Annotated in this window: 25 protein-coding genes and 1 pseudogene; 14 read left to right on the top strand and 12 right to left on the bottom strand. The window is 72.3% G+C overall.

All coding sequences use genetic code 11. From position 1 onward, the window contains the following. Positions 1–8: 8 nt before the first annotated feature. Positions 9–1,031, top strand: a complete 1,023-nt coding sequence (locus ACZ6TD_RS42430; RefSeq protein WP_471346809.1) for a cytochrome d ubiquinol oxidase subunit II — start codon at positions 9–11, stop codon at positions 1,029–1,031. Positions 1,032–1,091: 60 nt separating this feature from the next. Here ACZ6TD_RS42430 and ACZ6TD_RS42425 read toward each other — a convergent pair whose 3' ends face one another. The 5 genes from ACZ6TD_RS42425 to ACZ6TD_RS42405 form a co-directional block, all read right to left on the bottom strand. Further along, entirely contained in the window at positions 1,092–1,931 is an 840-nt protein-coding gene (locus ACZ6TD_RS42425; protein WP_471346807.1) for an FHA domain-containing protein, read from the bottom strand. Then, a complete protein-coding gene (locus ACZ6TD_RS42420; protein WP_471346805.1) occupies positions 1,928–3,868 on the bottom strand; it encodes a serine/threonine-protein kinase in 1,941 nt (646 codons plus the stop codon). The genes ACZ6TD_RS42425 and ACZ6TD_RS42420 overlap by 4 nt, the downstream gene beginning before the upstream one ends. A gap of 215 nt (positions 3,869–4,083) precedes the next feature. Then, positions 4,084–4,530, bottom strand: a complete 447-nt coding sequence (locus ACZ6TD_RS42415; protein ID WP_471346803.1) for a septal ring lytic transglycosylase RlpA family protein — start codon at positions 4,528–4,530, stop codon at positions 4,084–4,086. 87 nt (positions 4,531–4,617) lie between these two features. Continuing rightward, entirely contained in the window at positions 4,618–4,920 is a 303-nt protein-coding gene (locus ACZ6TD_RS42410; RefSeq protein ID WP_471346802.1) for a glycosyl hydrolase, read from the bottom strand. A 379-nt stretch (positions 4,921–5,299) separates the two neighbouring features. Then, positions 5,300–5,926 carry an alpha-ketoglutarate-dependent dioxygenase AlkB gene (locus ACZ6TD_RS42405; RefSeq protein WP_471346800.1) on the bottom strand — a complete coding sequence of 209 codons (627 nt, stop codon included), beginning with the start codon at positions 5,924–5,926 and terminating at the stop codon, positions 5,300–5,302. Positions 5,927–6,045: 119 nt separating this feature from the next. On the opposite strand from ACZ6TD_RS42405, the gene ACZ6TD_RS42400 reads away from it, so the two are divergent. Further along, a complete protein-coding gene (locus ACZ6TD_RS42400; protein WP_471346798.1) occupies positions 6,046–6,747 on the top strand; it encodes a L,D-transpeptidase family protein in 702 nt (233 codons plus the stop codon). 32 nt (positions 6,748–6,779) lie between these two features. Here the strand turns inward: ACZ6TD_RS42400 and ACZ6TD_RS42395 are convergent, their stop codons facing one another. Next, positions 6,780–7,715 carry a fumarylacetoacetate hydrolase family protein gene (locus ACZ6TD_RS42395; RefSeq protein WP_471346796.1) on the bottom strand — a complete coding sequence of 312 codons (936 nt, stop codon included), beginning with the start codon at positions 7,713–7,715 and terminating at the stop codon, positions 6,780–6,782. 382 nt (positions 7,716–8,097) lie between these two features. Between ACZ6TD_RS42395 and ACZ6TD_RS42390 the strand changes: the two genes are divergently transcribed. Together ACZ6TD_RS42390 and ACZ6TD_RS42385 are read left to right on the top strand one after the other, a co-directional pair. Next, entirely contained in the window at positions 8,098–9,447 is a 1,350-nt protein-coding gene (locus ACZ6TD_RS42390; RefSeq protein WP_471346795.1) for an enolase C-terminal domain-like protein, read from the top strand. A 17-nt stretch (positions 9,448–9,464) separates the two neighbouring features. Then, complete coding sequence (locus ACZ6TD_RS42385; RefSeq protein WP_471346793.1) at positions 9,465–10,214, top strand: FadR/GntR family transcriptional regulator; 750 nt, start codon at positions 9,465–9,467, stop codon at positions 10,212–10,214. 26 nt (positions 10,215–10,240) lie between these two features. On the opposite strand, the gene ACZ6TD_RS42380 is transcribed toward ACZ6TD_RS42385, so the two are convergent. Beyond that, the gene (locus ACZ6TD_RS42380) at positions 10,241–11,323 is read right to left on the bottom strand and encodes a polyprenyl synthetase family protein (protein ID WP_471346791.1); all 1,083 of its coding nucleotides are present in this window, start codon (positions 11,321–11,323) and stop codon (positions 10,241–10,243) included. Continuing rightward, positions 11,320–12,366, bottom strand: a complete 1,047-nt coding sequence (locus ACZ6TD_RS42375; protein WP_471346790.1) for a tetratricopeptide repeat protein — start codon at positions 12,364–12,366, stop codon at positions 11,320–11,322. Before ACZ6TD_RS42375 ends, ACZ6TD_RS42380 begins: the two co-directional genes overlap by 4 nt. Positions 12,367–12,749: 383 nt before the next feature. Here ACZ6TD_RS42375 and ACZ6TD_RS42370 point away from each other — a divergent pair, with 383 nt between their 5' ends. Continuing rightward, entirely contained in the window at positions 12,750–13,496 is a 747-nt protein-coding gene (locus tag ACZ6TD_RS42370) for a class I SAM-dependent methyltransferase (protein ID WP_471346788.1), read from the top strand. Between the two features lie 18 nt (positions 13,497–13,514). Here the strand turns inward: ACZ6TD_RS42370 and ACZ6TD_RS42365 are convergent, their stop codons facing one another. Beyond that, the gene (locus ACZ6TD_RS42365) at positions 13,515–14,165 is read right to left on the bottom strand and encodes a hypothetical protein (protein WP_471346786.1); all 651 of its coding nucleotides are present in this window, start codon (positions 14,163–14,165) and stop codon (positions 13,515–13,517) included. Further along, the gene (locus tag ACZ6TD_RS42360; protein WP_471346784.1) at positions 14,165–14,725 is read right to left on the bottom strand and encodes a GNAT family N-acetyltransferase; all 561 of its coding nucleotides are present in this window, start codon (positions 14,723–14,725) and stop codon (positions 14,165–14,167) included. The genes ACZ6TD_RS42365 and ACZ6TD_RS42360 overlap by 1 nt, the downstream gene beginning before the upstream one ends. A 103-nt stretch (positions 14,726–14,828) precedes the next feature. On the opposite strand from ACZ6TD_RS42360, the gene ACZ6TD_RS42355 reads away from it, so the two are divergent. The 8 genes from ACZ6TD_RS42355 (at position 14,829) to ACZ6TD_RS42320 (ending at position 20,897) form a co-directional block, all read left to right on the top strand. Continuing rightward, positions 14,829–15,392: a TetR/AcrR family transcriptional regulator gene (locus ACZ6TD_RS42355; RefSeq protein ID WP_471346782.1), complete on the top strand. Its 564-nt coding sequence runs from the start codon at positions 14,829–14,831 to the stop codon at positions 15,390–15,392. Between the two features lie 47 nt (positions 15,393–15,439). Next, entirely contained in the window at positions 15,440–15,826 is a 387-nt protein-coding gene (locus ACZ6TD_RS42350) for a tautomerase family protein (protein WP_471346780.1), read from the top strand. Between the two features lie 166 nt (positions 15,827–15,992). Next, positions 15,993–16,460, top strand: a complete 468-nt coding sequence (locus tag ACZ6TD_RS42345) for a DUF2269 family protein (RefSeq protein ID WP_471346778.1) — start codon at positions 15,993–15,995, stop codon at positions 16,458–16,460. Positions 16,461–16,571: 111 nt separating this feature from the next. Beyond that, positions 16,572–17,627 carry a lipoate--protein ligase family protein gene (locus tag ACZ6TD_RS42340; RefSeq protein WP_471346777.1) on the top strand — a complete coding sequence of 352 codons (1,056 nt, stop codon included), beginning with the start codon at positions 16,572–16,574 and terminating at the stop codon, positions 17,625–17,627. Between the two features lie 100 nt (positions 17,628–17,727). Beyond that, positions 17,728–18,357 (top strand): TetR/AcrR family transcriptional regulator, encoded by a 630-nt coding sequence (locus ACZ6TD_RS42335; protein ID WP_471346775.1) that lies wholly within the window; start codon positions 17,728–17,730, stop codon positions 18,355–18,357. Between the two features lie 112 nt (positions 18,358–18,469). Further along, positions 18,470–19,141, top strand: a complete 672-nt coding sequence (locus ACZ6TD_RS42330) for an enoyl-CoA hydratase-related protein (protein ID WP_471346774.1) — start codon at positions 18,470–18,472, stop codon at positions 19,139–19,141. A 117-nt stretch (positions 19,142–19,258) separates the two neighbouring features. Continuing rightward, on the top strand, positions 19,259–19,714 hold the full coding sequence (locus ACZ6TD_RS42325) for a PaaI family thioesterase (RefSeq protein ID WP_471346772.1): 456 nt from the start codon (positions 19,259–19,261) through the stop codon (positions 19,712–19,714). Between the two features lie 88 nt (positions 19,715–19,802). Then, complete coding sequence (locus ACZ6TD_RS42320) at positions 19,803–20,897, top strand: CapA family protein (RefSeq protein ID WP_471346770.1); 1,095 nt, start codon at positions 19,803–19,805, stop codon at positions 20,895–20,897. A gap of 39 nt (positions 20,898–20,936) precedes the next feature. Here ACZ6TD_RS42320 and ACZ6TD_RS42315 read toward each other — a convergent pair whose 3' ends face one another. After that, positions 20,937–21,374, bottom strand: coding sequence for a TIGR03618 family F420-dependent PPOX class oxidoreductase (locus ACZ6TD_RS42315; RefSeq protein ID WP_471346768.1), 438 nt, complete (start codon positions 21,372–21,374; stop codon positions 20,937–20,939). A 208-nt stretch (positions 21,375–21,582) separates the two neighbouring features. On the opposite strand from ACZ6TD_RS42315, the pseudogene ACZ6TD_RS42310 reads away from it, so the two are divergent. Beyond that, positions 21,583–22,287, top strand: a pseudogene (locus tag ACZ6TD_RS42310) (sensor histidine kinase); the annotation flags it as partial. Positions 22,288–22,318: 31 nt separating this feature from the next. Here the strand turns inward: ACZ6TD_RS42310 and ACZ6TD_RS42305 are convergent. Further along, on the bottom strand, positions 22,319–25,036 hold the full coding sequence (locus ACZ6TD_RS42305; protein ID WP_471346766.1) for a helix-turn-helix transcriptional regulator: 2,718 nt from the start codon (positions 25,034–25,036) through the stop codon (positions 22,319–22,321). Positions 25,037–25,051: the final 15 nt, after the last annotated feature.

The raw sequence follows: 25,051 nt of genomic DNA, 5'->3' as shown, positions 1-25,051 counted from the left end.
AGGTCCTGATGCTCGCGGACACCGTCCTGGCGGTGATGTGGCTGGGTCTGATGTGCTACGCCCTCTTCGCCGGCGCCGACTTCGGGGCGGGGCTGTGGGATCTGGTGGCCGGTGGCAGCCGTCGTGGACGGCCGCAGCGCGCGCTGATCGAGCACGCCATCGGGCCGGTCTGGGAGGCCAACCACGTGTGGCTGATCTTCGTGGTGGTGATGTTGTGGAGCGGCTTCCCCGAGGTGTTCGCCGCCGTGATGTCCACCCTCTATCTGCCGCTGACCCTGGCGGCGCTCGGCATCATCGCGCGCGGCGCCGCGTTCGCGTTCCGCAAGGCCAGCACCCAGCTTTGGCAGCAGCGGCTGTTCGGGGCCTGCTTCGCCACGTCCTCGGTCGTCACGCCCTTCTTCCTGGGCACGGTCGCCGGTGGTGTGGCCTCCGGGCGCGTACCCCCGGGCCTCGCCGCGGGCAGTACGGTCACCAGCTGGCTCAATCCGGCGTCGTTCCTCGGCGGTGTGCTGGCCGTGGTGACCTGCGCCCATCTGGCCGCCGTCTATCTGTGCGCGGACGCGGCGCGCGGCGGCGGGCCCGACCTGGTGCGGGCGTTCCAGCGGCGCGCCCTGGTCAGCGGGCTGGCCGCGGGTGCCGTGGCGCTGGTGGGCATCGCCGTGCTGTACATCGACGCGCCACGGCTGTTCCACGGGCTCACCCATCGCGCCCTGCCCCTGGTGGTGCTGTCGGCCGTCACCGGTGTGGCCGGGCTGGTCCTGCTCATGCGGTCGCTGTGGGGCTGGGCCCGGGCCGCCGCCGCCCTCGCCGTGGCGCTCATCGTCTGGGCCTGGGGCGTGGCGCAGTATCCGCTGATGCTGGTCCCGGACCTCACCGTGGCACGGGCGGCCGCACCGCCGTCGGTGCTGGCCGCCGTGCTGATCGTGTTCGCGGTCGGGGCGCTGCTGCTGATCCCGTCCCTGGGGTGGCTCTACGCGCTCTTCCAGCGCCCGGAGCCCGGCGCGGCGGCGGGAGCCGAGGACACGCGCTGAACCGTCAGGACGCGCTGAACGGCGAGGACACGCGCTGACCGGTCAGGACACGCTGAGGGATCAGGCGGCGTCGATCAGGGCCAGGTCCGGGGGGACGAGCGTGGTCGACATCATCAGGGCGCGGATCAGGTGGTCGTTGAGCGCGTTGCCGACCGGTTCGCCGACCTCCTCTCGGGTCAGCCAGGGCACTCCGTCCCGGGACAGCATCGTGCGGACCCGGTTGACCAGGTGCTCGACGCGCTTCTCGCTCCAGCTCTCACCGGGGCGCAACTCCGCCAGCTGGGCGGCCGTCTGCCGCCATGTGAGGGGCTGCGGCCGGGGCTCGTGGAGCAGATACCGCTGGCCGAGAACGACGAGCGCGAGCTTCTCCTCGTCGGTGAGCACCCATACCCGGGGCGGGCGGGTGACATCCCCGGGCAGGGCCACCGGCCGCTCGGTCTCGGGGCCGCTGACGAAGACCTCCAGCAGATGCTCACGGTCGCGCGAGCCCCGGACGAAGAGCGGGGTGTAGCCGGTCTCGAGGGGCAGTGGCTCCTCGCCCGTGAAGAGCAACCGGGACGGGAACCGGAGGGGCAGCCGGCCGTTGTTGGCGACCCACCAGCGGCCGTGGCGGTGGGTCAGTCTGCCCTGGCAGCGGCTGACCTGGGGGTCGTCCTCGCCCACACAGATGTGCACCTCGGGGCGGTTGCGCCCGAAGAGCAGCTCACGGCCGTCGCCGGGGCCGAGGGTCATGCCACCGGTCAGCGCGAGCGCGAAGGCGGTGCCCGGCACCGGCGCGGTCACCCCGCGGGCCAGGCTGCCGTGCGCGGCGGGCAGCGGGCGGCCGCCGGTGGCGGGGCGACGGGCGGCGGGGGCCCGCCCGGTGGCAGGGCCATCGCTGCCGGGAGGTGTTGTGGTCATGATGCCGGGAGTTTCTTCGCGGCCGTGGCGGCGAGCGCCTTGGCGGTCGTGCAGAGCTTTTCGGTGGGCTTCGGCCCGTAGACGTTCAACGACATGAACTCGACGGTGTGGTCACCGAGGGAGTCGCGGTACGAGCGGTGCAACATACGGACCAGGCATGAGTCATCGTCCCACTCATTCGGCGACACCGAGCTCCGCTTGCCGGCGATGACCACCCGCTGTCCGTCGTCCGTGGTGAACTGGTTGTCGCGGTTGAACACCACCTTCACCCCCGCGTCGCCCGAGTCGTCCGTCCACTCGCACTGCCAGTCGCCGAATCCCGGGTCACGGTCCGCCACCTGGACACCGGCGACCCGCTTGAGCTCCTCGCCGTCCAGCAGCCGGCATGCGTGTCCCCGGAGCAGGGAGCTCGCCACCGGCTGCCCGGAGCGCCGGGGGACCTGGCCGCGGTCCAGCACGCTGACGGCGTAGTCGGTGGCGGCGTCGCCCAGTTGGCAGGGGTCGGGCGCCGAGGTGTCGAGCCGCTCGGTGATGATCCAGATCTGCTTGCGGTCGGCGGACGCGATGTTCCGCAGACACTCGTCCCCATCGCGCTGGTACGCGCCGACGGTGACATTGCCGACCCTCCTGGTGGGCACATCGCCACCCGGCTCCGGCGGATCGGCGCTGAAGTTGAGCTGGACATCGGCGATGTCATCGCCGCTTTCGCCGTGCAGCAGGACATCGCATCGATCGATCTCGCCGTAGTCCGGGTCGAGCACGGTCTCGCCGAAGCGGCTGAGCGAGGCGGGGTTGAGCAACGTGCAGGGATCGGCGGTCCGCGCGTCGCCTATGGTGCCGGCCCGGCCCGTCCGGGCCGGCGAGTCGGCCGTACCGGACGCGCCACGCCCGCCGTCCTTCCCGGACCCGCGGCTCTCGTCGGAGCGCCCGTCACCCCACGGGCCGAAGAGGGTGGCCCACGCCACCAGGACCGCGGCGGTGCCCAGCGCGGTCGCGGTGACGACCACCCGGCGGCTCGGGCGGCGCCACGCCCCTCGGACCGACGGCGGCACCAGCCGCATCGTGAAAGGCGTGCGGTCCAGCGTGTCGCCGTCGTGGGGGTCCTCGAGATCCTCCAGGTCCTCGATCCGCGGGGACGACGGGGCGACCCGCCGCAGCAGCCGTACGGCCTGGTCGGCGGCGGGGCGCCGCTTCGGCTCCAGATCCAGCAGCTTGGTGAGCGCGTCCGCCAGCGGACCGGCCCGGTGCGGGGTCTCGATATAGCCCTCGATGGCCCGCGCCACATAGGCCATGGGATGCGCTGCCTCGCCGTACGGGGACCGGCCCTCGATCGCCGCGTAGAGGGTCGCGCCCAGTGAGAAGACATCGGACTTCCGGTCGGCCACCTCTCCCCTGGCCACCTCGGGCGGCAGATACGGCGGTTTGCCGCGCACCCCGCCGGTCCGGGTCATGGTGGCCTCGCTCCACAGCGCCCGGGAGATGCCGAAGTCGGTCAGCTTGGCGACCCCGTCCTCGGTGATCAGGACGTTCTCCGGGGTGACATCGCCGTGCACCACGCCCTCGGCGTGCGACTTCGCCAGCGCGGCGGCGATCTGACAGCCGATGGACGCCGCCTCCTCCGGGGGGAGCGCGACACGGTTGCGCACCATGTCCGCGAGGCTGCCCCCGGACACGTACTCCATGACGATCCAGCAGACCTCGCCCTGGTCAACGAAGTCGAACACCGAGACGATGTGCGGATGGTGCAGCCGTGCGGCGTTGCGCGCCTCGTTGGTCAGGCGCACCACCGCGCGGTCGTCGTCCGGACGGGCACACTTCACCGCGACCTGGCGGTCCAGCAGTTCGTCGTGGGCCCGCCAGACGACGCCCATCCCGCCTCTCCCGATGGGCTCCTGGAGGAGATATCGGTCGGCGACCTTGTCACCGGCCTCCGCCATCGCCCGCACCCCCGCTACCCCGCTTCATCAGCCGTCACGTTCCAGTGTCGCCACGGAGAGTACTTGCCTGCGAGGTCGGTCGGTAGCGCTTCCGGCGGACAGCCCCCGGAAAGAGGGAAGCCTCCGGCGCACGAAGGTCGCTTCGCGAACGGGGCGTCAGGGAACCGACGAGGAGCGCCGTAACCTGCGCTCCCCACCCTTCACCGGACGCCCCTTCACTTCACGATTTCCTCCTTGACGACGATGTGGCCGGAGTCGGGATTGAGGACTCCGCCGAGCCGGGAGTACGCGCCGTCGGTCAGGTCCAGACACTTGGGCACGGACGGCGTCCACCCGAAGGTGCCGCGGTCGTTGACGCGCACGACCAGCGACCTGCCGTTGGCCACGTTGGTGACCTTCACCTTGGTGCCGAACGGCAACTGCGGGCTGCGGCTGAGGGAGGTGGCGGCGGTGTCCGCGTCGTTGTCGAAGAGTTCGCCGCTGGCGGTGTAGGCGCCGGGCGGTATGTAGCCGTAGTGCGTGGCCCAGCAGTTCTGCCCGGGCGGCGGGGTGTCGCTGGTGGCGGCGGTGCTCGTCGGGGCGACGGTCACCGCGGCGGTCAGTGCGGCGGTCAGTGCGGCGGCTCCGACCGCCAGTCGGCCGATCAGCGTTGCCTTGCGCATGGCGGAGTACCTCGTTTCGGTTGTCGTGGTGTGGTGGGTGAGCGGTGTGGTGTGACCGGGTGTGGTGCGAGCGCGAGTGGTCTTGGCTCATCCGGCCGCGCGATAGGCGGTGCCGATCCGGTTGGGCGTCGCGCCGTTGTAGAGACCGGTGCCGCCGCGGTCCGCGGAGAGGGTGAACCACGCGTACCGTTCGACGTAGGACAGGCCCTGGAGCATGGCGGTGGACTTCTTCACGAACGCGGCCTGCTGGGCCGGGGTCGGATACCTCGGGGCACCGGTCGAGAAGTCGATCAGCGCGTATTCGGTGACCCGGATCGGTTTCTTGCAGCGGTCGTAGGTGGCCTGGAGATGGCCGCGCAGCTGGTGACGACTGGAGCCTGGTGAATCCACTGGAGGTCATGCGCCGTGGCCCTGCCACGGCGGACCGGTGCTCAGTCCGCTCCGGACCTTCGCGGCGGCCCGAAGGGGCACACGGAAGGAAGTGATGTCGCGATCATGACAATCTCTATCAGACACGGGCCCCGCGGCCCGGTCCGCCCATAATCGACCCAGCGACGGCGTGGCCACGGCAGCGGCCGACACCCCTGAGACGGGACGTCCATTCACGGGGAACTCTCCGAGGTCCGGCCCCGGATGACGACACCACCCGAGGCACTCTCAAGAGCTGACGGGCCCCATGACACCGCCCCCGAACATATATGTCAATGGTCTGTACCAAAACCAGCCGCACCAGCGGCGCGCCGTGCGGCGCCCGGACGGCCGGCGGGTGTCACCCCACCCCGCTGGGGCGGAACTGGATGCTGATGCGCGGGCCGGTGGCACGGGAGGATTTGGGGATCGCGTGCTCCCAGGTCCGCTGGCAGGAGCCGCCCATCACCAGCAGGTCGCCGTGGCCGAGCGGCCGCCGTATGGCCTTGCCGCCGCCACGCGGGCGCAGCAGCAGGTCCCGGGGCGCGCCCACGGACAGGATGGCGACCATGGTGTCCTCGGTCCTGCCGCGCCCGATACGGTCGCCGTGCCAGGCCACGCTGTCCCGGCCGTCGCGGTAGTAGCACAGCCCGGCCGTGGTGAAGGGCTCCCCCAGCTCGGTGGCGTAGTGGGTGGAGAGCGCCTCCCGGGCCTCGGCCAGGACGGGGTGCGGCAGCGGGTCCTCGGCGCCGTAGAAGGCGAGCAGCCGTGGCACGTCCACCACCTGCTCGTACATGTGCCGCCGCTCGGCCTTCCAGGGGACCTCGGTGACGAGCTGGGCGAACAGGTCGTCCGCTCCCCTCAGCCACCCGGGCAGCAGATCGATCCAGGCCCCGGACCCGAGCTCGGTCCTGTGCGTCCCGCGCAGCGAGCCGAGACCGATGTCATCGGTCTGGTCGAAGAGCGAGCCCTGGAGATACGCACCCATACGTGCAGCGTACCCGCGTAATCGAGCAAACGTTCTACTGGCGGACCTGAGGGATGCGCGCAAGGCCGCTTCGGCGACAACACCGCGGGTCAGCGTCCGGTCGCCGGTGAACGGCGGCAATGGCGACATCACTCGAGCCGTCGCGCGACACTTGGTCTGACGCGTTGCTTTCCGTCCAGGCCGGGGGTCCGCCGATGACCATCCGCACACCACGACGCACACCGTGTCCGGCACCTTCCCGGCCACCGGGGCTGGGGCCCAGGACCTGGGCCGAGGTGCCGCGCCGGTCCCGGCAGGTGCTGGTGGTGACGGGCCACGACCGGAATTCACCGGTGTCCGCGGCGGTCCTGTACGAGCACACCGGGGCCGGGTGGCGGGCCGGGGCGAGCCGGGCGGCGCACAACGCGCTCCACGGCTGGACCGACGGCCACCGGGAGGGCGATCTGCGCTCCCCCATCGGCGTCTACACCCTCACGGACGCCGGCGGACGGCTCCCCGACCCCGGAACCCGGCTGCCCTACGACCGGTCGGCCCGCTTCACCGCGAGTGGTACGGGCTTCGAAGGCGAGCCCCTGTCCGGCTCGTTCGAGTATGTGATCGCCATCGACTACAACCGCCGGCCCGGCACCTCTCCCCTGGACCGGACCCGCCCCCTCGGCCCGGACCGGGGCGGCGGCATCTGGCTGCACATCGACCACGGCGGCCCGACACGCGGCTGTGTGAGCCTCGCGGAGGGCGCGGTGAAGGGGTTGCTGCGGGCGCTGGACCCCGGCCGCGAGCCCGTCGTCGTCATGGGCGACGCGGCTTCACTGGAGCGCTGAGGGCCGGGCCGTCCGTAGGGCCGCTTCCCAGGTCACTCCGGGAAGCGGCTGCGGTGGGCACGGCGGGTCAGCGGTTCGGCTATCGCCTCCACCAGCCAGTCCAGTTCGGACTGATGGGCCCGTACCGGGTTGCGCAGGACGCCGACTCCCTCGATGGAGATCTCCACCACGTCCCCGGCGCGCAGGGTGAAATCGAGCGCGGGCACGATGCCGGTGCCGGTGGACAGCACGGCGCCGTCGGGGAAGGGCTGGGAGCGCCACAGGTGGTCCACCAGCCCCTGCGGGGTGCGGTGGAACGCCGCGGTGGAGGTGGCCGCCTGGTACGCCGCCTCGCCGTCGCGCCACACCGCCATGGTGATGTCCAGCGCGTCGGACGCGTCGATCTCCCAGGCGGGCACGATGGCCGAGGACACGGCGGCGCTTCCGGCATAGATCTTGGCCTGCGGGAGGTAGAGCGGGTTCTCGCCCTCGATGGACCGTGAGCTCACGTCGTCGGCGACCAGATAGCCGACGGTCTCGCCGTGCCGGTTGAGGACCAGCGCCAGTTCGGGCTCGGGGACGTTCAGCTCGGAGTCGTCCCGTACGGCGATCGGCTCACCGTCGGTCACCACTCGCCACGGCGGCGATTTGAAGAACAGCTCCGGGCGCTCGGCGTCGTAGATCCGCTCGTACACCGACTGCTCGGTGCTCTCCTCCACCCTGGCCTCGCGCGAGCGTTCATACGTCACTCCCGCCGCCCACAGCTCCATCAGCCCGTCCAGCGGCGGCAGTGGCAGGACGTCCCGCTCATGGGCGGCGGCCGGTCCTGAGGCGGTGTTCTCCACCAGGGCCCGCAGCTCCGTCATGGGCAGCCGCAGCAGCTCGGCGATGAGCGGCGCACCGGGGAAGGCCCGGATCCCGCCGGCGTCGTCGGCCACTCCGGTCCGGACCGTCCCGGCCTCATCGGCGAAGCGCACGATGCGTGTCATCTGTCGTCCTCTCCTCTCGTGACGGTGTGGTCGGTGCTCCTACCCAGCGAAGGGTGGTGGCCGCGCACACGCCGGCCGCCACGATGGCGGCGCCAGGAAGCTCAGCACGAACATCACGAAGAGTGGCGGGAGCAGGCGCCTGGACACCTTCCGGCGGGTGTTCTCCATGGTGGTGGCCGGGTTCATCGGGCCTCCCCGCGGACCACGCCGCCTCGCGGAAACATCTGACGTGTGGAACTTAGGTGTCACATACAGTCTTTGACAAGGTCTCAACAAGCACGAGTTTTCTTTCAGATGACCCCTGGCGACCACAACAGACATCTGACATGTTGGTCGGCGTTGCTCGCTTTCCCTCGCCCTTTTGCCCACAGGAGCGCGTGCCATGACCCTTCGTGTCGTCGACGTCGAGACCATCGATGTCCGCTTCCCGACCTCCCAGCACCTCGACGGCTCCGACGCCATGAACGAGGCACCGGACTACTCGGCGGCGTACGTGGTGCTCAAGACCGCCGATGACGCCCCCTCCGGCCAGGGTGCGGCGGGGTCCGCACCCGGCGCCGAACCCCTGGAGGGCCACGGCTTCACCTTCACCATCGGCCGTGGCAACGACCTCGCGGTGCAGGCGGCGCGCGCCATCGGGGAGCGGGCCATCGGCCTCTCCGTGGAGGAGATCACCGGCGATCTGGGCGCCTTCTCACGCCATCTGCTGGGCGACAGCCAGCTGCGCTGGCTCGGCCCGGACAAGGGCGCCATCCACCTGGGGAGCGCCGCGGTCATCAACGCGGCCTGGGACCTCGCCGCCCGGCGGGCGGGCAAACCCGTGTGGAAGCTCCTCGCCGACCTCTCCCCCCAACAGGTGGTCGACCTGGTGGACTGGCGCTACCTCAAGGACGCGCTCACCCCCGAGGCCGCCCTGAAGCTGCTCGAATCCCGCGCCGGGGGCCGCGCCGAGCGCGAGGGTTACGTCCGCGAGCACGGATACCCCGCGTACACCACCAGCGCGGGCTGGCTCGGATACGACGACGCCAAGCTGGCCCGGCTCTGCCAGGAGGCCGTGGACCAGGGCTGGAACTCGGTGAAGCTGAAGGTGGGCGCCGATCTGGAGGACGACATCCGGCGCTGCCGCATCGCCCGCGGTGTCATCGGACCGGACCGCCGGCTGATGATCGACGCCAATCAGACACTGGGCGTGGCGGAAGCGGTCTCCTGGGCCGAGGCGCTCCGGGAGTTCGACGTCTGGTGGTTCGAGGAGCCCACCAGCCCCGATGACATCCTCGGACACGCGGCCATCGCCCGGCGGATCGGCCCGATCCGGGTGGCCACCGGCGAACACGCCCACAACGCCGTGATGTTCAAGCAGTTCCTCGCGGCCGACGCGATCGGCGTCTGCCAGATCGACGCCTGTCGGCTGGCCGGTGTCAACGAGGCGGTGGCCGTTCTGCTGCTGGCCGCCGCGTACGACGTGCCGGTGTGCCCGCACGCCGGCGGGGTCGGCCTGTGCGAGCTGGTCCAGCATCTGTCGATCTTCGACTATGTGGCCGTCAGCGGCTCCATGGACGACCGTGTCATCGAGTACGTCGACCATCTCCACGAACACTTCCACGACCCGGTCCGCATCCGCGGCTCGCGCTACCTCGTCCCCGAGGCGCCCGGCTACAGCGCCCGGATCCGGCGGGAGACCCTGGAGACCTACCGCTACCCCGACGGACCGGTCTGGAGCCACCGCGGCTGAGTGGCATCCTGGTCGCCATGTCCACCCATCCAGACCGCTCCGGCCCCGGCGGCGACGGTGTCCCCGCCGCCGGGAGCAGTGTCGTCGACATAGCCATCGGCCGGCTGCGCAAGCGCATCGAGAGCGGTGAGTTCACGCCCGGCCACCGTCTGCCGCCGGAGGCGGTACTGGCGAGCGAGCTCGAACTCTCCCGCCCGTCGCTGCGGGAGGCGGTCCGCGCCCTGGCGATGGCCGGGGTCCTGGACGTACGCCGCGGGGACGGCACCTTCGTCACCGATCTGCGCCCCGACCGGCTGTTGCGCGCCCTCGGCAGCTTCCTGGACCTGGCCCAGGACACCGGTCTGAACGAGATGCTGGAGTGCCGCAAGATCCTGGAGCCGGGCGCCACCGCACTGGCCGCGACCCGCGTCGACGAGGCCACCCTCGACCGGCTCCAGGAGCGGATCGAGCGGATGCGCGGTCTGCGGGACCCGGAGGAGCTGGTCCACGAGGACATCGCCTTCCACGCCGACATCGTCGCCGCGTCCGGGAACCGCACCCTGGCCTCGCTGGCCGACTCGGTCACCCAGCGCACCGCCCGGGCCCGCATCTGGCGCGCCCTGGTCAAGTCCGATGTGCTGTCCTGGACCCACCAGCAGCACATGGACATCTACACCGCGCTCCGCGCCCATGACAGCCTGGCCGCGTTCACCGCGGCCAGCCGGCATGTGGGCGATGTGGAGCTGTGGGTCCGCGACCGGCTGGACGCGGTGCGCGACCGCCGCTGACCACGGGGCGGTAAGCCCTCTGCGGATCAGATGTCACGCCGTACGAGGAAGCCCAGCAGGGTGCGCAGTTCCGCGCTCGCCCGGGGCGCGAGCGGCAGGCTCGCCAGACATGTCTCCACGGCCGCGATGTGGCGGTCGGCCTCCTCCAGGGCCGCGGAGCGGCCACCGGCCTGCTCGATGAGGGCGGCCGCCCGGCGCGTGGTGGCGTCGTCCGGAGTGTCCGGGGACTCCTCCAGCAGCGTGGCCAGCCGCTCGGCGGCCGGGGCGCCGGGGCCGCGGGCGCTCAGCGCGGCGAGCACGGGGAAGGTCTTCTTGCGCTGCCGCAGATCCCGGTGGACGGGTTTGCCGGTGACCGCGGGGTCGCCCCAGATGCCCAGCAGATCGTCCACCACCTGGAACGCCACGCCCATGTGGCGTCCGGCCCGGTCCAGGGCGGCCACGGTGGGCTCGGGCGCCCCGGCGAGCGCGGCGCCCAGGGCGGCGGCGCAGCCGAGCAGCGCGCCGGTCTTGTGCTCGGCCATCGTGCGGTACTCCGCCGGTCCCACCGCCTCGGGCCCCGTCCAGGGGCGCGACTCGAAGAGCAGATCGTCCGCCTGGCCGCGGACGAGGTCGCCCAGCGCCGCGCTCAGCCGCCGCACCGCGGCCGCGGCTCCGGCGCCGTCCACACCGGCCAGCGCCTCCACGGCCAACGCGAACAGGGCGTCACCGGCGAGCACGGCCGGGCCGGTCCCGTACGCCTTCCACACGGTGGGGCGGGTGCGGCGGGTCTGGTCGCCGTCCATGATGTCGTCGTGCAGCAGCGAGAAGGTGTGCACCAGCTCCACCGCCACCGCCCCGGCGACCGCCGCCTCACCGGACGCCCCGACCGCCTCCGCGCACAGCACGGCCAGGGCCTGCCGCACCCCCTTGCCGCCCGATCCCTCGGCGGGCGTACCGCCCACGTCGCACCAGCCGAAGGAGTACGCGGCCATCTCGGCCACCCATGGGTGCAGCCGCCCGACCGTGTCGGCCAGCGCCGGGCGCACCAACTCCCGGCAGCGGCCGAGGATGTCGCCCGCGGTGGCGGTGGTCTTCTCCGCTCCGAGGAGCTCGGGGAACGTCGTCGTCACAGCGCCACCTCCAGGACCTCCGTGAGGCCGAACTCCTCGCGGGCCCGGTCCACCATCCGGCGGGCGTGCCGCAGCCCGATGCGCTCCAGCACACCGGCCAGTTCCGACAGGTCCTCGGCGGTTTCCGCACGGTCGCGGCCCAGCCGGGCCAGGGACTTGATGAGCCCGAGCCGGGCGAGACCCTCGCCGCGCGGCTCGCTCATGTCGCGGAACTCGTCCAGGGCCTGCTGGTACATCGCGCGGGCCGCCTCGTAACGGCCCGCGCGGTAGAGCACGTTGCCGCGCATCTTGTGGTTGTACGCCAGCGCGCTCACCAGGTTCATCTCGCGGCAGGTCAGCTCGGCCTCGGAGAGCAGTTCCAGCGCGCGCTCCGCGTCCCCGTCGCGTACGGAGACGATGTCGGCCAAGCCCCGCAGCGCCCATGCGTGTCCGCGCCGGTCCTCGGCCTTCGCGGCTATCTCCGCGGCCTCCTCGAACATCGCGTAGGCCGAGTCGTACGACCCGGTGTTGCGGTGCATCTGGGCGATGCCTTCCAGCGCCCATACGGTGTGGCGCGCCTCGCCGCGTTTCCGTGCCTCGGCGAGGAGTTGCTCGTGCAGCGCGCCCACGGCGTCGTAGTCGCCCTGGATACGGCCGGTCTCCGCCATCCCGGCGAGTGAGTAGCCACGGACGACGATGTCCCCGCCGCGCTCGCCGAGGTCGGCCGCGAGGCCGAGCAGCCGCCACGCCAGCGCCAGCGCGCCCCGCTGCCGGGCCAGCGTGCCCCCGCTCCACAGGGCCCATGCCATCGCGCCGAGGTCCCCCGCCGCACGGGCCGCCCGGTAGCTGGCCTTCCACTCGCGGTCGGCCTCGCCCACCTGTCCCAGCCTCCGGTGCGCCTCGGCGACCGCGAGCCCCGCGCGGGCAGCCTCGCCCGGGGAGCCGCCCCGCTCGGCCGCTCGCAACTGCTCGGTGCCCGCCGCCAGTACCTCGACCAGGGACGAGTTCACGGACAGGGTGGTGAGGGAGCCCTGGTACTCAGGGGCGAATGCCTTGCCGTACATGGATGCCTTTCCGTCTGTTGTTCCCAGGAGCGCACGCCTCTATACACTGAGTGCATACACGGGGTGTATGCACCCTATGTATACACGTTGTGTATAGGGGCCAGGAAACCGGCCCCGTCAGGGTCACCGGTGCTGTGCGTCCGTTGTCGATCTAGACGCGATCGGACCCGGAGAGGTTTACCGCCCGGCTCCATCGAGGGCAAAAACTTATGGACCTTGTGGACCCGGTCCGGTCTGTGCTCCCGCAGGCTCGCTCTCGATCCAACGGCAGATCACATCGACCACATAGACCCGCTCCGCCGGTCGTATGACGGCTGGTCCGCGGTGCCATCGGCCGGTGCCGGGCCTTGCGCGCCCGCCACGCCCAGGGCACTGTGGCGGCCATGGTGGACACGCAGTTCTCCGATCGCCGGCTGGCCGCGCTGTACGACCTGTTCTGCCCCTGGGACGAGCGCGGGGACTTCGGGTTCTATCTCCCCCTCGTGATGTCCGCCCGCTCCGTCCTGGACGTGGGGTGCGGCACGGGCGCGCTGTTGCGCGGGGCGCGGGAGAACGGGCACCAGGGGCGGCTGTGCGGGCTGGATCCCGCGGTGGGGATGCTGGAGGTGGCGCGGGAGTGCCCGGACGTGGAGTGGGTGCTCGGCGACCTTGCCTCGGCGCCGGGGTGGCACCGTGAGTTCGAGCTGGTGGTGATGACCGGCCACGCCTTCCAGACGCTGCTCGGAGACGAGGAGTTGCGCGGTGCGCTGGCCGCGATCGCCACGGCGCTGACCGACGATGGCCGCTTCGTTTTCGAGACCCGCAATCCGCTGGTGCGGGAGTGGGAGGACTGGGACGTGCGGTACTCGGGCGAGGTGGTGGACGCCACCGGGGCCGTGGTGCGCTGTGTGTGCGAGGTGGAGACGCCGGTGCGGGACGGTCTCGTCGCGGCCACGCACACCTACCGCAGCCCGGGCTGGGAGCGGCCCCTGCTGAGCCGCGGCACCCTGCGGTTCCTCGGCCCGGACGCGCTGGCCGGGTTCCTGGGCGAGGCGGGGCTGGCCGTGGCGGAGCAGTTCGGGGACTGGGACCGCGGGCCGCTGACGGACACCAGTCCGGAGATCATCACCGTGGCGCGCCGCCACCGCTGACCCGGTGGGGTAGGGCCGTCAGCCCCAGGTTCTGCCGGTGACCAGGTCGGGGCCGAAGTGGCGGGCGGCGACGGCGGTGATGGCCGAGGCCGGGCCGATCCGGCGGGCGAGTTTGTAGGTGTGGACCACACAGGTCCGCACCGGGTGCACCTCCCCGCCGACCTCCGCCGTGTCATCCGCGGCGAGCGGGCGGACCTGCGGCCGGGCGAGGGCGAAGCACACCAGCATGGTGCGGTGGTCCTCGCAGATCAGGAAGTCGGAGATGCCGCGGTGGCGGAAGTCCAGGCGGGGAAAGACGACCGCGATGTCCTCCCGGCCGTAGGGAGCCGCCCGGAGGGCCGGGAGGACGTGGCGTATCGACCCACCGGTGGCGAGCAGCCTGGCCTCCTCATCGGAATCACCCCAGGGCGGCGGGTCGTCGTCCTCCTGCCACAGGGGGTGCCGCTCGGTCCGCAGCGACGTCCCCGGGGCGGGCCGGTCATAGCGCGCCTGCCCGCTGACGCTGACCCAGTTGAGGCTCGCGTTGACACAGAGCCTGCCCGCCAGGAGCCACCACGGCGTATGGACCACACGCTCTCGGGCCAGGTCCACCACCAGGCGGCCGAAGGATTCCGGCGGAAGCAGGTCCGGCTCGGCGGGTGCGACGAAGGCGTCGGTCCAGGTTCCCATCAGGAGGGCTGCCGGCCCGCCCGCCACTCCGGTGCGAGCACCGACCAGATCTCCATGTCATGCCGCCTGCCCCGGTGCAGACGGCCCTCCCGCAACACACCGTCCTTGGTCATCCCCAGCCGCCGGGCCACGGCGATGCTGGCCTCGTTCGCGGCCGCCGCCCACCACTCCACGCGGTGGATGCCCCGCTCCTCGACGGCCCAGTCGATGATCACGCGCGTGGCACGGGTCACCAGTCCCCTGCCCACCGCGGACGGCTCCAGCCAGCAACCCGCCTCCGCGGTGCGCTGTTCGACGTCCATCGTGCGGAAGAGGACCCCGCCGACCAGCTTGCCGTCCGTCCAGATGCCGTGGATCCGCCCGGCGTCGGCCGCCGCCTTGTCCGCGTACCCCTGGAGGAACGCCCGGGCCGACTCCAGGTCGGCCACGGCGTCCGCCAGTGCGATGTGCCGCCCGATGAACTCCCGTCCCCGGTCCATATGGGCGAGGAACTCCTCGGCCTGCCACGGCTCCAGCGGGCGCAGCTCCGCGCCGTCCTCGCCCAGGGGTATCGCGTACATCGTCACCTTCCACCGTCCGAACCAGCGCGCACAGTACGGGGGGATCCTCTCACCGAGGGGGCCGTCCGCGCGTTTCCTTTTGTACCTACTAGTATGTAGGGTCATGGACACCCGGGAACGACTCATCGCAAGCACCCGTGAGCTGCTGTGGGAGCGCGGCTATGTGGGCACCAGCCCGAAGGCGATCCAGGAGCGCTCCGGAGCGGGCCAGGGCAGCATGTACCACCACTTCCGCGGCAAGCCCGACCTGGCGCTCGCCGCGATCAGCCGCAGCGCCGAGGAGCTGAGGGACAGGGCGGAGGCCGAGTTCGGCGGTCCCGGCACGGTGTTCGAGCGGATCACCGCCTATCTGCGGCGGGAGCGGGACGCCCTGAAGGGGTGTCCGGTCGGCCGTCTCACCCAGGACCCCGATGTGATGGCCGATCCGGAGCTGCGCCGGCCGGTCGAGGAGACCTTCGCCTGGCTCACCGACCGGCTGGCCGGGCTGCTCGCGGAGGGCCGGGCGAGCGGCGAGCTCGGCACCGGGCTCGACCCGGTGGCCACGGCCACCGCGCTGGTCGCGGTGTTGCAGGGCGGCTATGTGCTGGCCCGCGCCGCCGACTCGGCCGAGGTGTACGCCCGGGCGATGGACGGGGCGCTCGGCCTGCTCACCGCCCATGTCCGCTGAGCCCGCGACCTTCCCCCCACCCCCTTGCCAGAAGGAGAGCCGCCGACATGCCCTTCGTCCGCATTGACGCGCTGCGGGCCGACGCCGACCGGCTCGACGCGCTCGGCCGTGCCGTGCACGACGCGCTGGTGGAAACCATCGGCTTCCCGCCCAACGACCGGTTCCAGGTCCTGACCAGCCATGACGGCACCAGCGGCATACTGGCTTACGACGACTACCTCGGTGTGCCGCGCGATGACGGCATCGTCTACGTCGCCCTCACGATGCGCTCGGGGCGCACACCGGCACAGAAGCAGGCGCTGTACCGGCGGATCGCCGAGCTCGCCGAGGAGTACGCGGGGACCGAGCCGCGGAACGTGTTCATCACGCTGACCGAGAACGAGTCGGCCGACTGGTCGTTCGGGCACGGGGTGGCGCAGTACGTCGAGGAATGAGACGCCGCTACTGGACTCGGCATGGCGAGAATCCGTTGACTTCCGTCATTTCAGCCCCTGGGTGATCTTCTTCCGGCTCCCTAGCGTGGGGCGGGCACCATCCGCCCCACGCTCGAAAGGAGACGCTGGTGCCTACCACGTTCGAAAGGGAGCCGGACGCCACCCGATGACCAAGATCCTGCTCTCCCTGCACGTCCTGGCCGCCATTGTGGCGATCGGCCCCGTCACCGTCGCGGCCAGCATGTTCCCGCCCGCGGCACGCAACGCCCACGCGGCCGCCGCCGAGGGCGAGGCGGACCTGGGCACGGTCCGGCTGCTGCACCGCATCTGCCACGTCTACGCCACGATGGGCCTGGCCGTGCCCCTCTTCGGCTTCGCCACGGCCGCCGCGATGGGCGTCCTCGACAGCGGCTGGCTCACCGCCTCCATCGCCCTGACGGCCGCGGCCGCCGGTGTCCTGGTCGCCTTCGTCCTGCCCCGCCAGGGCGAACTCCTCGACAACCTCGGTGCGAGCAAGGCCCTGGAGCGGTCCGACACCGCCCAACTGGCCATGTTCACGGGCGTGTTCAACCTGCTGTGGGCGACGGTGACCATCCTCATGATCGTCCGCCCGGGCTCGACCACCGGAGCCTGACCCCGCCACGTCTCCCGCGCTGTGGCCCGAAGGCGGTCACTGCGCGGGATCCGGCCATGGCGCGGGATAATGATCGGGACGCCGGGGCGGAAACAGGAGGCGGTGCAGGGCATGCACGGTGAGTACAAGGTGCCGGGCGGCAAGCTGGTCGTCGCGGATCTGGAGGTCCACGACGGCGCGCTGCGCGAGGTGCGGGTGGCGGGCGACTTCTTCCTGGAACCGGACGAGGCGCTGCACGCCATCGACCGGGCCCTGGAGGGCGCACCCGCCGACGCCGACGCACAGGCGCTCGCCGCCCGCGTCAAGGCGGGGCTGCCGGCCGGCACCGTGATGTTCGGCTTCTCCCCCGAGGCCGTCGGCATCGCGGTGCGGCGGGCGCTGGCCCGTGCCACCGACTGGACGGACTACGACTGGCAGCTGATCCACGAGGGGCCGCAGGACCCGGCGCTGCACATGGCCCTGGACGAGGTGCTGACCGACGAGGTCGCCGCAGGACGGCGGCCGCCCACACTGCGGGTGTGGGAGTGGGGCAGCCCTGCCGTCATCATCGGCAGCTTCCAGTCCCTCCGCAATGAAGTGGACCCCGTGGGCGCGGCTCGCCACGGAGTCACGGTGGTGCGGCGCATCTCCGGTGGCGGAGCCATGTTCGTGGAGGCCGAGAACACCATCACCTACTCCCTTTCGGTACCGGCCTCCCTCGTCTCCGGGCTTTCGTTCGCCGATTCCTACGCCTACCTCGACGACTGGGTTCTGGCCGCGCTCGGCGACATGGGCATCAAGGCTTGGTACCAGCCCCTCAACGACATCGCCTCCGAGGGAGGCAAAATCGCCGGTGCCGCACAGAAGCGCCTGGCCAGTGGTGACGGCGCGGTACTGCACCACGTGACGATGGCGTACGACATCGACGCCGACAAGATGCTCGACGTGCTGCGCATCGGCAAGGAGAAGCTCTCCGACAAGGGCACCGAGAGCGCCAAGAAGCGTGTCGACCCGCTACGCCGCCAGACCGGCCTGCCCCGAGCCGAGATCATCGACCGCATGCTCGGCTCGTTCCGCGCCCGCTACGGCCTCACTCAGGGACACGTCACCGACGAGGAGATGGCACGCGCCGAGGAACTGGCCCTCACGAAGTACAGCAACGAAGAGTGGACGGCGCGGGTGCCATAGCGACGGACAACGGCCGGTGGCCGGGTGTGTTCGCCGACAGCTCTTGCATGTTCTATGTCATGGAGCATAAGTTACCCACACGTAAGGGAGGTGTGGGGGCATGGTCCGGCGCAAGAGCGACAGCCGCGAGCGGATGGTGCTGAGCGCCGCGGCGCTGCTGCGGGAGTACGGCGCGAGCGCCACGAGCATCGACCGGGTGCTCGCGCACAGCGGAGCCCCGCGCGGCTCGGTCTACCACCATTTCCCGGGCGGGCGGGCGCAGTTGATCGACGAGGCGGTGGCGCTCGCGGGTGACTTCATCGCCGGGCTGATCGAGACCGGTGTGCGGGCCGATGACCCGGTGGAGGCGGTCGACGCGTTCTTCACGCTGTGGCGCGGACGCCTCGTCGAAAGCGACTTCCGGACCGGTTGCCCCATCGTGGCGGTGGCCGTCGAGACCAACGACGACGCCCCGCAGCTCGCCCGCTCCGCGGCCGCGGCGTTCACCCGCTGGCAGGAGGCGCTGGCCGCCTTGTTCGTCCGGCACGGTTTGTCGGAGGAGCGGGGAAGGCGGCTGGCAGCGTTCATCGTCGCCGCGGTGGAGGGCGCCGTCATCATGTGCCGGGCCGAGCGGAGCACCGCCCCGCTGGAGGCGGCCGCCGCCGAGATCCATGACCTTCTGGCCCACGCTCTGCGTACCACCGGCTCGTTGGCGGACCCCGCCCGCGACCGGGACGCGCCACCACCGTGAAACCACGCCACCACCGTGAAACCACGGTGAACCAACCGCCGTGATCCGCTGGCCGCCGGATCGGGGGCGCGCGGACCCGTCGGCCGACTCAGCCCTGTGTGAAGGAGCAGCCATGCCCACGCTGGACCGCCGGGACAACGTCTTCGTGCTCGACCTCGGGGACGGCGAGAACCGTTTCCACCCCGACTGGCTCACCGCCGTCGACGGCGCCCTGGACGAGGTGGAGAAGGCCGAGGGGGCGCGTGCCCTGGTCACGGCCGCCACCGGGAAGTTCTACTCCAACGGCCTGGACCTGGACTGGCTGTTGGCACACGCCGACCAGCACCAGGACTATGTCACCTCCGTCCATGGGCTCCTGGCCCGGATGCTGTCGCTGCCGCTCGTGACCGTGGCCGCGCTGCAGGGGCACACCTTCGCGGCGGGCGCGATGTTCTCCCTGGCCCATGACGTCCGGGTGATGCGCGCCGACCGTGGCTTCTGGTGTCTGCCCGAGGCGGACATCAACATCCCCTTCACCCCGGGCATGTCCGCGCTCATCCAGGGCCGCCTGAGCCCGCGGACCGCCCACGAGGCCATGGTCACCGCTCGTCGTTACGGCGGCCACGACGCGCTCGCCGCCGGGATCGTCGACCACGCGGTGGCGGAGGACTCCGTCCGGTCGACCGCCGTCGAGTTGGCCGCGGCGCAGGCGGGCAAGGCCGGTGACACCCTCGGCACCATCAAGGCCCGGATGTACGCCCCCGTACTGGCCGCCCTGCGCGCGAAGGACAACCCCCTCGGCTGACGACCCCCTCGGCCGACAACTCCTCTGGCCGACAGCCCCCTTGGCCGACAGCCCCACCGGCTCCCGCGCCGTACCCGTCCCGAACGGCGCGGACCACCACGACCACGAGGAACGCCTGTGCCCACCACCGACCTCAGCACCCTCTCCGGCCTCGATCTCATCCGATGGGTGCAGTCCGAGCGTCCCACCGACGTCCCCACCATCGGGCGGCTCCTCGGCATGCGTTTCGACGAGGTGGACCCCGGACGCGTCGTCGTCTCCCTCGACACCCGCCCCGACTTCGCCAATCCCCTCGGCACCGTCCACGGCGGTATCGCCGCCACCCTGCTCGACTCGGCCATGGGCTGCGCCGTTCACACCACTCTCCCGGCCGGAGTGGGCTACACCACCCTGGAGCTCAAGGTGAACTACATCCGCGCGGCCCGCACCGACGGGCAGACCCTCATCGCCGAAGGCACCGTACTCCACGCCGGTCGCCGCACCGCCACGGCCGAGGGCAAGGTGCTGGACGAACAAGGCAAGTTGATCGCCCACGCGACCACGACCTGCATGATCCTCCGCACGGACGGCTGACCGGCCCGGCCGGCACCCCGGCGGGCGGCCCCCGGCCCCCGCGTAGCCTGATCCCGTCGCGGACCGGCCCGAGTGGGGGGAGTGGCACATGAAACTGATCGCCGTGGGGGACGTGGTGGTCGCCCGGAGACCGGCCGTGGCCCTCGACGGGGACCTCTCCGCGGGCACCTCGGCGCTGCCGCTGCTGCGGGACGCCGATCTGACGATCGGCAACCTCGAGGTCCCGCTGACCGACACCGGGTACCCGGCCGAGAAGCCGGTCGCCTTCCGTGTGGGCAGCGACATGGCGCCCGAGCTGGCCCGGCTCGGCTTCGACGCCTGTTCGCTGGCCACCAACCACGCGCTCGACTACGGCATCGACGGTCTGCGCAGCACCAGGGCGGCTCTGGACGAGACCGGTGTCGCCCACGCCGGGGCCGGGGAGGACCTCGACGAGGCGCTGCGTGCCGTCCGGCTCTCCGGCCGGGGCCGCGCCGAGGTGGCCTTTCTGAGCCTGTGCTGTGTCCTGCCGCCGGGCTTCAACGCCACCTCGCACCGGCCGGGGATCGCCCCGGTGAGGGTCGAGCAGGCTTACGAGTTCGACGGCGTGCTGATCGAGGAGCAGCCCGGGACCGTGCCGTATGTCCGCACCAGGGCGCGCGAGGCCGATGTGGTGCGTGCCGAGGAGGCGGTCCGGCGGGCCAAGGAGCTGGCCGCCACCGTGGTGGTGGCGGTGCACTGGGGCGTTCCCTGGTGCTATCTGCCCAGCAACCAGGGGCCGTTGGCCGAGTACCAGCAGCCGCTGGGCCGGCGGCTTGTCGACGCCGGTGCGGATCTGGTGATCGGACACCATCCGCACTGCCTCCACCCGGTCGAGCGGTACGGGGACGGCCTCATCCTCTACTCGACCGGGAACTTCCTGTTCCACCCCTGCGAGGAGGTGGCTCCCGCCGACCGGCGCCCGCCCTCCCGCTACAAGGAGCGGATGTTCGACCGGCCGTGGTTCGAGAGCGCGGTGTTCGAGGTGACCCTGGGGGAAGGCCCGCCCCGGCTGCGTCTCCACCCGGTCGAGCTCACCGCGGACGGCGAGCCGGTGGTTCCCCCGGCCCCGACGGCGCGGCGGATCCTGCGGCAGGTCGAAGAGGTCTCCCAGGAGCTGGCCCCCTCGACGAGGGTGGACGGGGACGGCCGCGTCCGGTTCTGACGACGCCGGGGCCCTCCGGTGGCCCCGCCGCCACGGGGGTCAGTTGCCGTAGACGCGTTCGGGGTGGACGAAGACCGCGGCGCGGCGCTGCTCGGCCATCACGCGGTCGTACGCGGCCCAGTCGTCGTGAGTGCCGCCCGCGGCGGTGAAGATCTCGCGCAGCAGCAGCCGCAGACGCTCCGGGTCGATCCCGGGGAACGGGTCGTCGGGCCCCGCGATCTCGGTGCGGCCCTCGACCGCGGCCCAGTTCCACCCGGCGCGGAAGACCACGGTGGCCCGCGGACGCGCCCGCAGATGGGCGAGTTTGGCGGGCCCGTAGGTGACGAAGGCGACCACCTGGTCACCGGACACCGGATGGCCGACGATCCCCGCGTTGACCACGGATGCCTGGACCGAGCGGTCGGCGCGCGTCGTCGACACGACCGCCAAGTGGTGGTCGGCCGCGGCGATGCGGTCCACTTCCTGAAGATCCGTCATCGGGTGCCTTTCTGGGCGGATCGGCTCCTCCACCATGACTCCCCCGGCGCGTACCCGCACCCTGATGCGTCCATGCCGGTGAATCCGGGGGCCGGGGGTGTAGCGGACTCCACCGTCGATGGGGCGGCTCGCTCTCCCGCGCGGGTCCGGCCGGTCTTCTAGCCTCGTCGGTATGGGTAGGCGAATGCGGCACGCGGCGCGGACCACGGCCCGGCTGGCCCAGCGGGTGGAGGAGCTGGTGGAGACCCGGGCGGGTGCCATCGCGACACACGGTGCCGAACTGCGGCGTATTGAGCGGGAGTTGCACGACGGCGCCCAGGCACGGCTGGTCTCCCTGTCCCTGCGGATCGGGCTGGCCAAGCGGGCGTACGACCGGGATCCGACGGCGGCGCGCAGGATGCTGGACGACGCGCAGGACCTGGCCGACGAGGCGCTGGCGGAGCTGCGCCATGTGGTGCGTGGCATGCATCCGCCGGTCCTCACCGACCGTGGTCCGGCCGGGGCGGTACGGGCGCTCGCGGCGAGCAGCGGGCTCGATGTCACCGTGCGGGTGGACGGTCTGGAGGACGGCGGGGGACGGGCACCGGCGGCGGTCGAGGCGACCGCGTACTTCGTCGTGGCGGAGGCGCTGGCGAACGTGGCCGGGCACAGCGGCTCCGACCGGGCCGAGGTCCGGCTGACCCGCACCCCGAGCGGGTTGCGCGTCTCGGTGCGTGACGAGGGACGAGGCGGCGCCGAGGCCGCCACCGGCGGGTCCGGGGCCAGGAAGACCGGTGGCGCCGGACGTGACGCCGGACGTGGCCTCGGGCTGCTCGGGATACGCCGCCGTGTCGCCGCGCTCGATGGAACGGTGACGGTGACCAGCCCGCGCGGCGGGCCGACCGTCATCGCGGTGGAGCTGCCCTGCCGATGGCGATCGCAGGGAGCGCACGTGGCCACCGCCACTACGACTGGCCGGACGCCTCGATCAGGTCGCGCAACTGGGAGCGGGCGGTGACGCCGAGCTTGGGGAAGCTGCGGTAGAGGTGCGAGCCGACGGTGCGGGGAGAGAGGAAGAGCCGTTCGCCGATCTCGCGGTTGCTCAGCCCCTGCGCGGCCAGGCGGATGATGTGCTGCTGCTGCGGGGACAGCGAGGTGAGGGCGCCGGGGACGGCGGGGGCGGATTCGACACCGGCGGCGCGCAGTTCGGCCTGGGTGCGGTCGATCCAGGACGGAGCGCCGAGGCGGCGGAAGGTTTCCAGCGCGGTGTTCAGCTGGTGGCGGGCCTCGGTGATGCGGTGGCGGCGGCGCAGCCATTCGGCGTGGTCCAGCAGGATCTGCGCGCGCTCGAAGGGCCACTGGCCACCCGCCGGTTCGGCGAGGGCCGCGGTGAAGTGCCACTCGGCCTGGGACGGTTCGAGCAGTGCGCGGGCGCGGTGGATCAGGATGCGCATCCGGGGTGAGGGGTCCTCGGCGAGCCGGTCGGCGGTGCGCTCCACGATGGCGGCGGCCTCGGCGCCGTGGCCGGTACGGACGGCCGCGGCGGCCAGCTCGGCGACCCCGGAGTAGGAACACGCGTAGTGGACGGGGTCGCCGTCGGCGGTGAACAGCAGGCGGAACTGCTCGTACGCGCCGACGTGGTCGCCGTCGGCCACCGCGGCCATGCCCAGCGCCCACCGGGCCCGGACGGCGACCGCGCGGCTGCGGTGCGGGTCGACGAGGGACAGCGCGGCCGAGCCCGCGGCTCGGGCTTCATCGGTCCGTCCGGTCAGCGCGAGCGCGGCGGCCTCGAGTGACCGTGCGGCGGCGTCGAGGTGCGGCAGCCCGGCGCCCGCGGAGTTGGTGTTCACGGCGGCGGTACGGGCCTGCGCCCACCGCCCGTGGTCCAGGTACGACCACCCGGCCGAGCAGCCGAGGCCGATGGGCAGGGAGCCGCCCAGCCGCCAGCGGTGGAGGGCGTCGTCGAAGATCCGTACCGCGAGCGCGGTCTCGTCGAGCAGCCAGGCCATGGCGCCGACCGAGATGAGCCGGGCGGGGTCGCCGTCCGCCCGCTCGACCAGCGCCGGGATCGCCGCCACCCGCTCGGACCGGTGCGCGGTCGGATCGGTCACCGCGAGCGTCCAGGGGTCGTCGTGTGCCCGGGCCCGTACGGCGAGGCGGTATTCCTCGTCGCCCGAGTAGAAGCCCGCCACCGACGCCGAGGAGAGCGCGACCCGGCGCAGCCTGGGGTCCTCCGCCGCCCGCAGCAGCAAGGACATCGCGGTGTCGTGCTCGGTGCTGAGCGTGAGCACCTGGCCCACCCGCAGCGATGCCTCGGCCGACAGCTCAGGGTCGTCGGTGAGCGCGGCGGCCTGCGCGGCGAGCCGCCTCACCCAGTGCGGCTGCCCGGTGGACACCGCGGCGCCCGCCGCGGCCACCAGGCGGCGGGCCCGGTCGCGCCGCCCGGGGCTCAGCTCGGCGGCCCGCTCCAGCGCGGTGGTGGCGGCGGTGTATCCGCCACGCTCCCGGGCCCTGGCCGCCGACTCCTCCAGCGCGGCGGCGATCTCCTCGTCCGGCCCCTCCGCGGCGGCGGCCAGATGCCAGGCGCGGCGGTCGGGCTCGGCGCTGAGCAGCGTGGCGAGGTCGCGGTGGGCCTGACGGCGGGCGGCCAGTGGTACGGAGTGGTAGACGGCGGACCTGATCAGCGGATGCCGGAACCGGGCCCGCCAGCCGTCGCGGCCGCCGCCGGTGATCCGCAGCAGTCCGGCGGCCTCGGCCGGGGCCAGCGCCTCGACCCGGTCCGCCACCGCCCGGTCGTCCGCCGCCACCAGGAGCAGTGCCTGCCGGGTGGCCTCGGGCAGGGCCTCGAGGTCGGCGGCGAAGACCCGCATCAGGCGGTCGGTGGGCGGCAGGAGCTCTCCGTCGGCGGAGCCGGCCGAGTCCGCGCCGCAGGCGCCGTTCGCCCGGGCGAGTTCGATCAGCGCCAGGGGATTTCCGGCGGCTTGGTCGAGGATGCGCAGCCGTCGGCTGCCGGTCGGCGGATACGGCTGCCGGTCCAGCAGGAGACCTGCGGCCGTCGCGTCCAGCGGGTCGAGCGTGAGCACGGGAAAGCCGGAGAACGGCGCCGTGGCCCCGCCCCGGGCGCCCTCGCCCGCCCTGTCCCTGGCTCCGGCCAGCACGGTGAGGGGTTCGTCGCCGATGCGCCGGGCGGCGAAGGCGAGCAGCTCCAGCGAGCCGGCGTCGATCCACTGAAGGTCGTCGGCGACCACGAGGACGGGCGACTGCCGGGCGAGGTCCGACAGCAGCGTGAGCAGCGCGACCCCGAGCAACAGCCGGTCGGGCGGGCCGCCGTGTCGGCTGTCGACGCCGTGGGGGTCGGCCTCGCCGGGGCCGGTGTCGTACCCGGAGCCGCTCCGCCCGAAGTCGTCCCCCAGGCCCATCGCCCCCAGCAGCGCCGACCGCTGCCGCCCCGGCAGCCGCGCGGTCTCCGCCAGCACCGGACGCAGCAGCTGATGCAGCCCCGCGAACGTCAGGTTCGCCTCGCTCTCGCTGCCCGTCATCCGCAGCACCCGGCCCTGGTGACGATCCGCCGCGAGGCCGAGCAGGGTGCTCTTGCCCGCGCCCGGTTCGCCCGTAAGGATCAGTACACCGCTGGTCAGACCGAGTACGGCCGCGCTCTCACTCTTCCGCCCGACCATGGTCATCCCTCGACTCTAGCC

The sequence above is a fragment of the Streptomyces yongxingensis genome (assembly GCF_055597465.1).
This window is presented reverse-complemented; position numbering and strand designations above follow the sequence as displayed.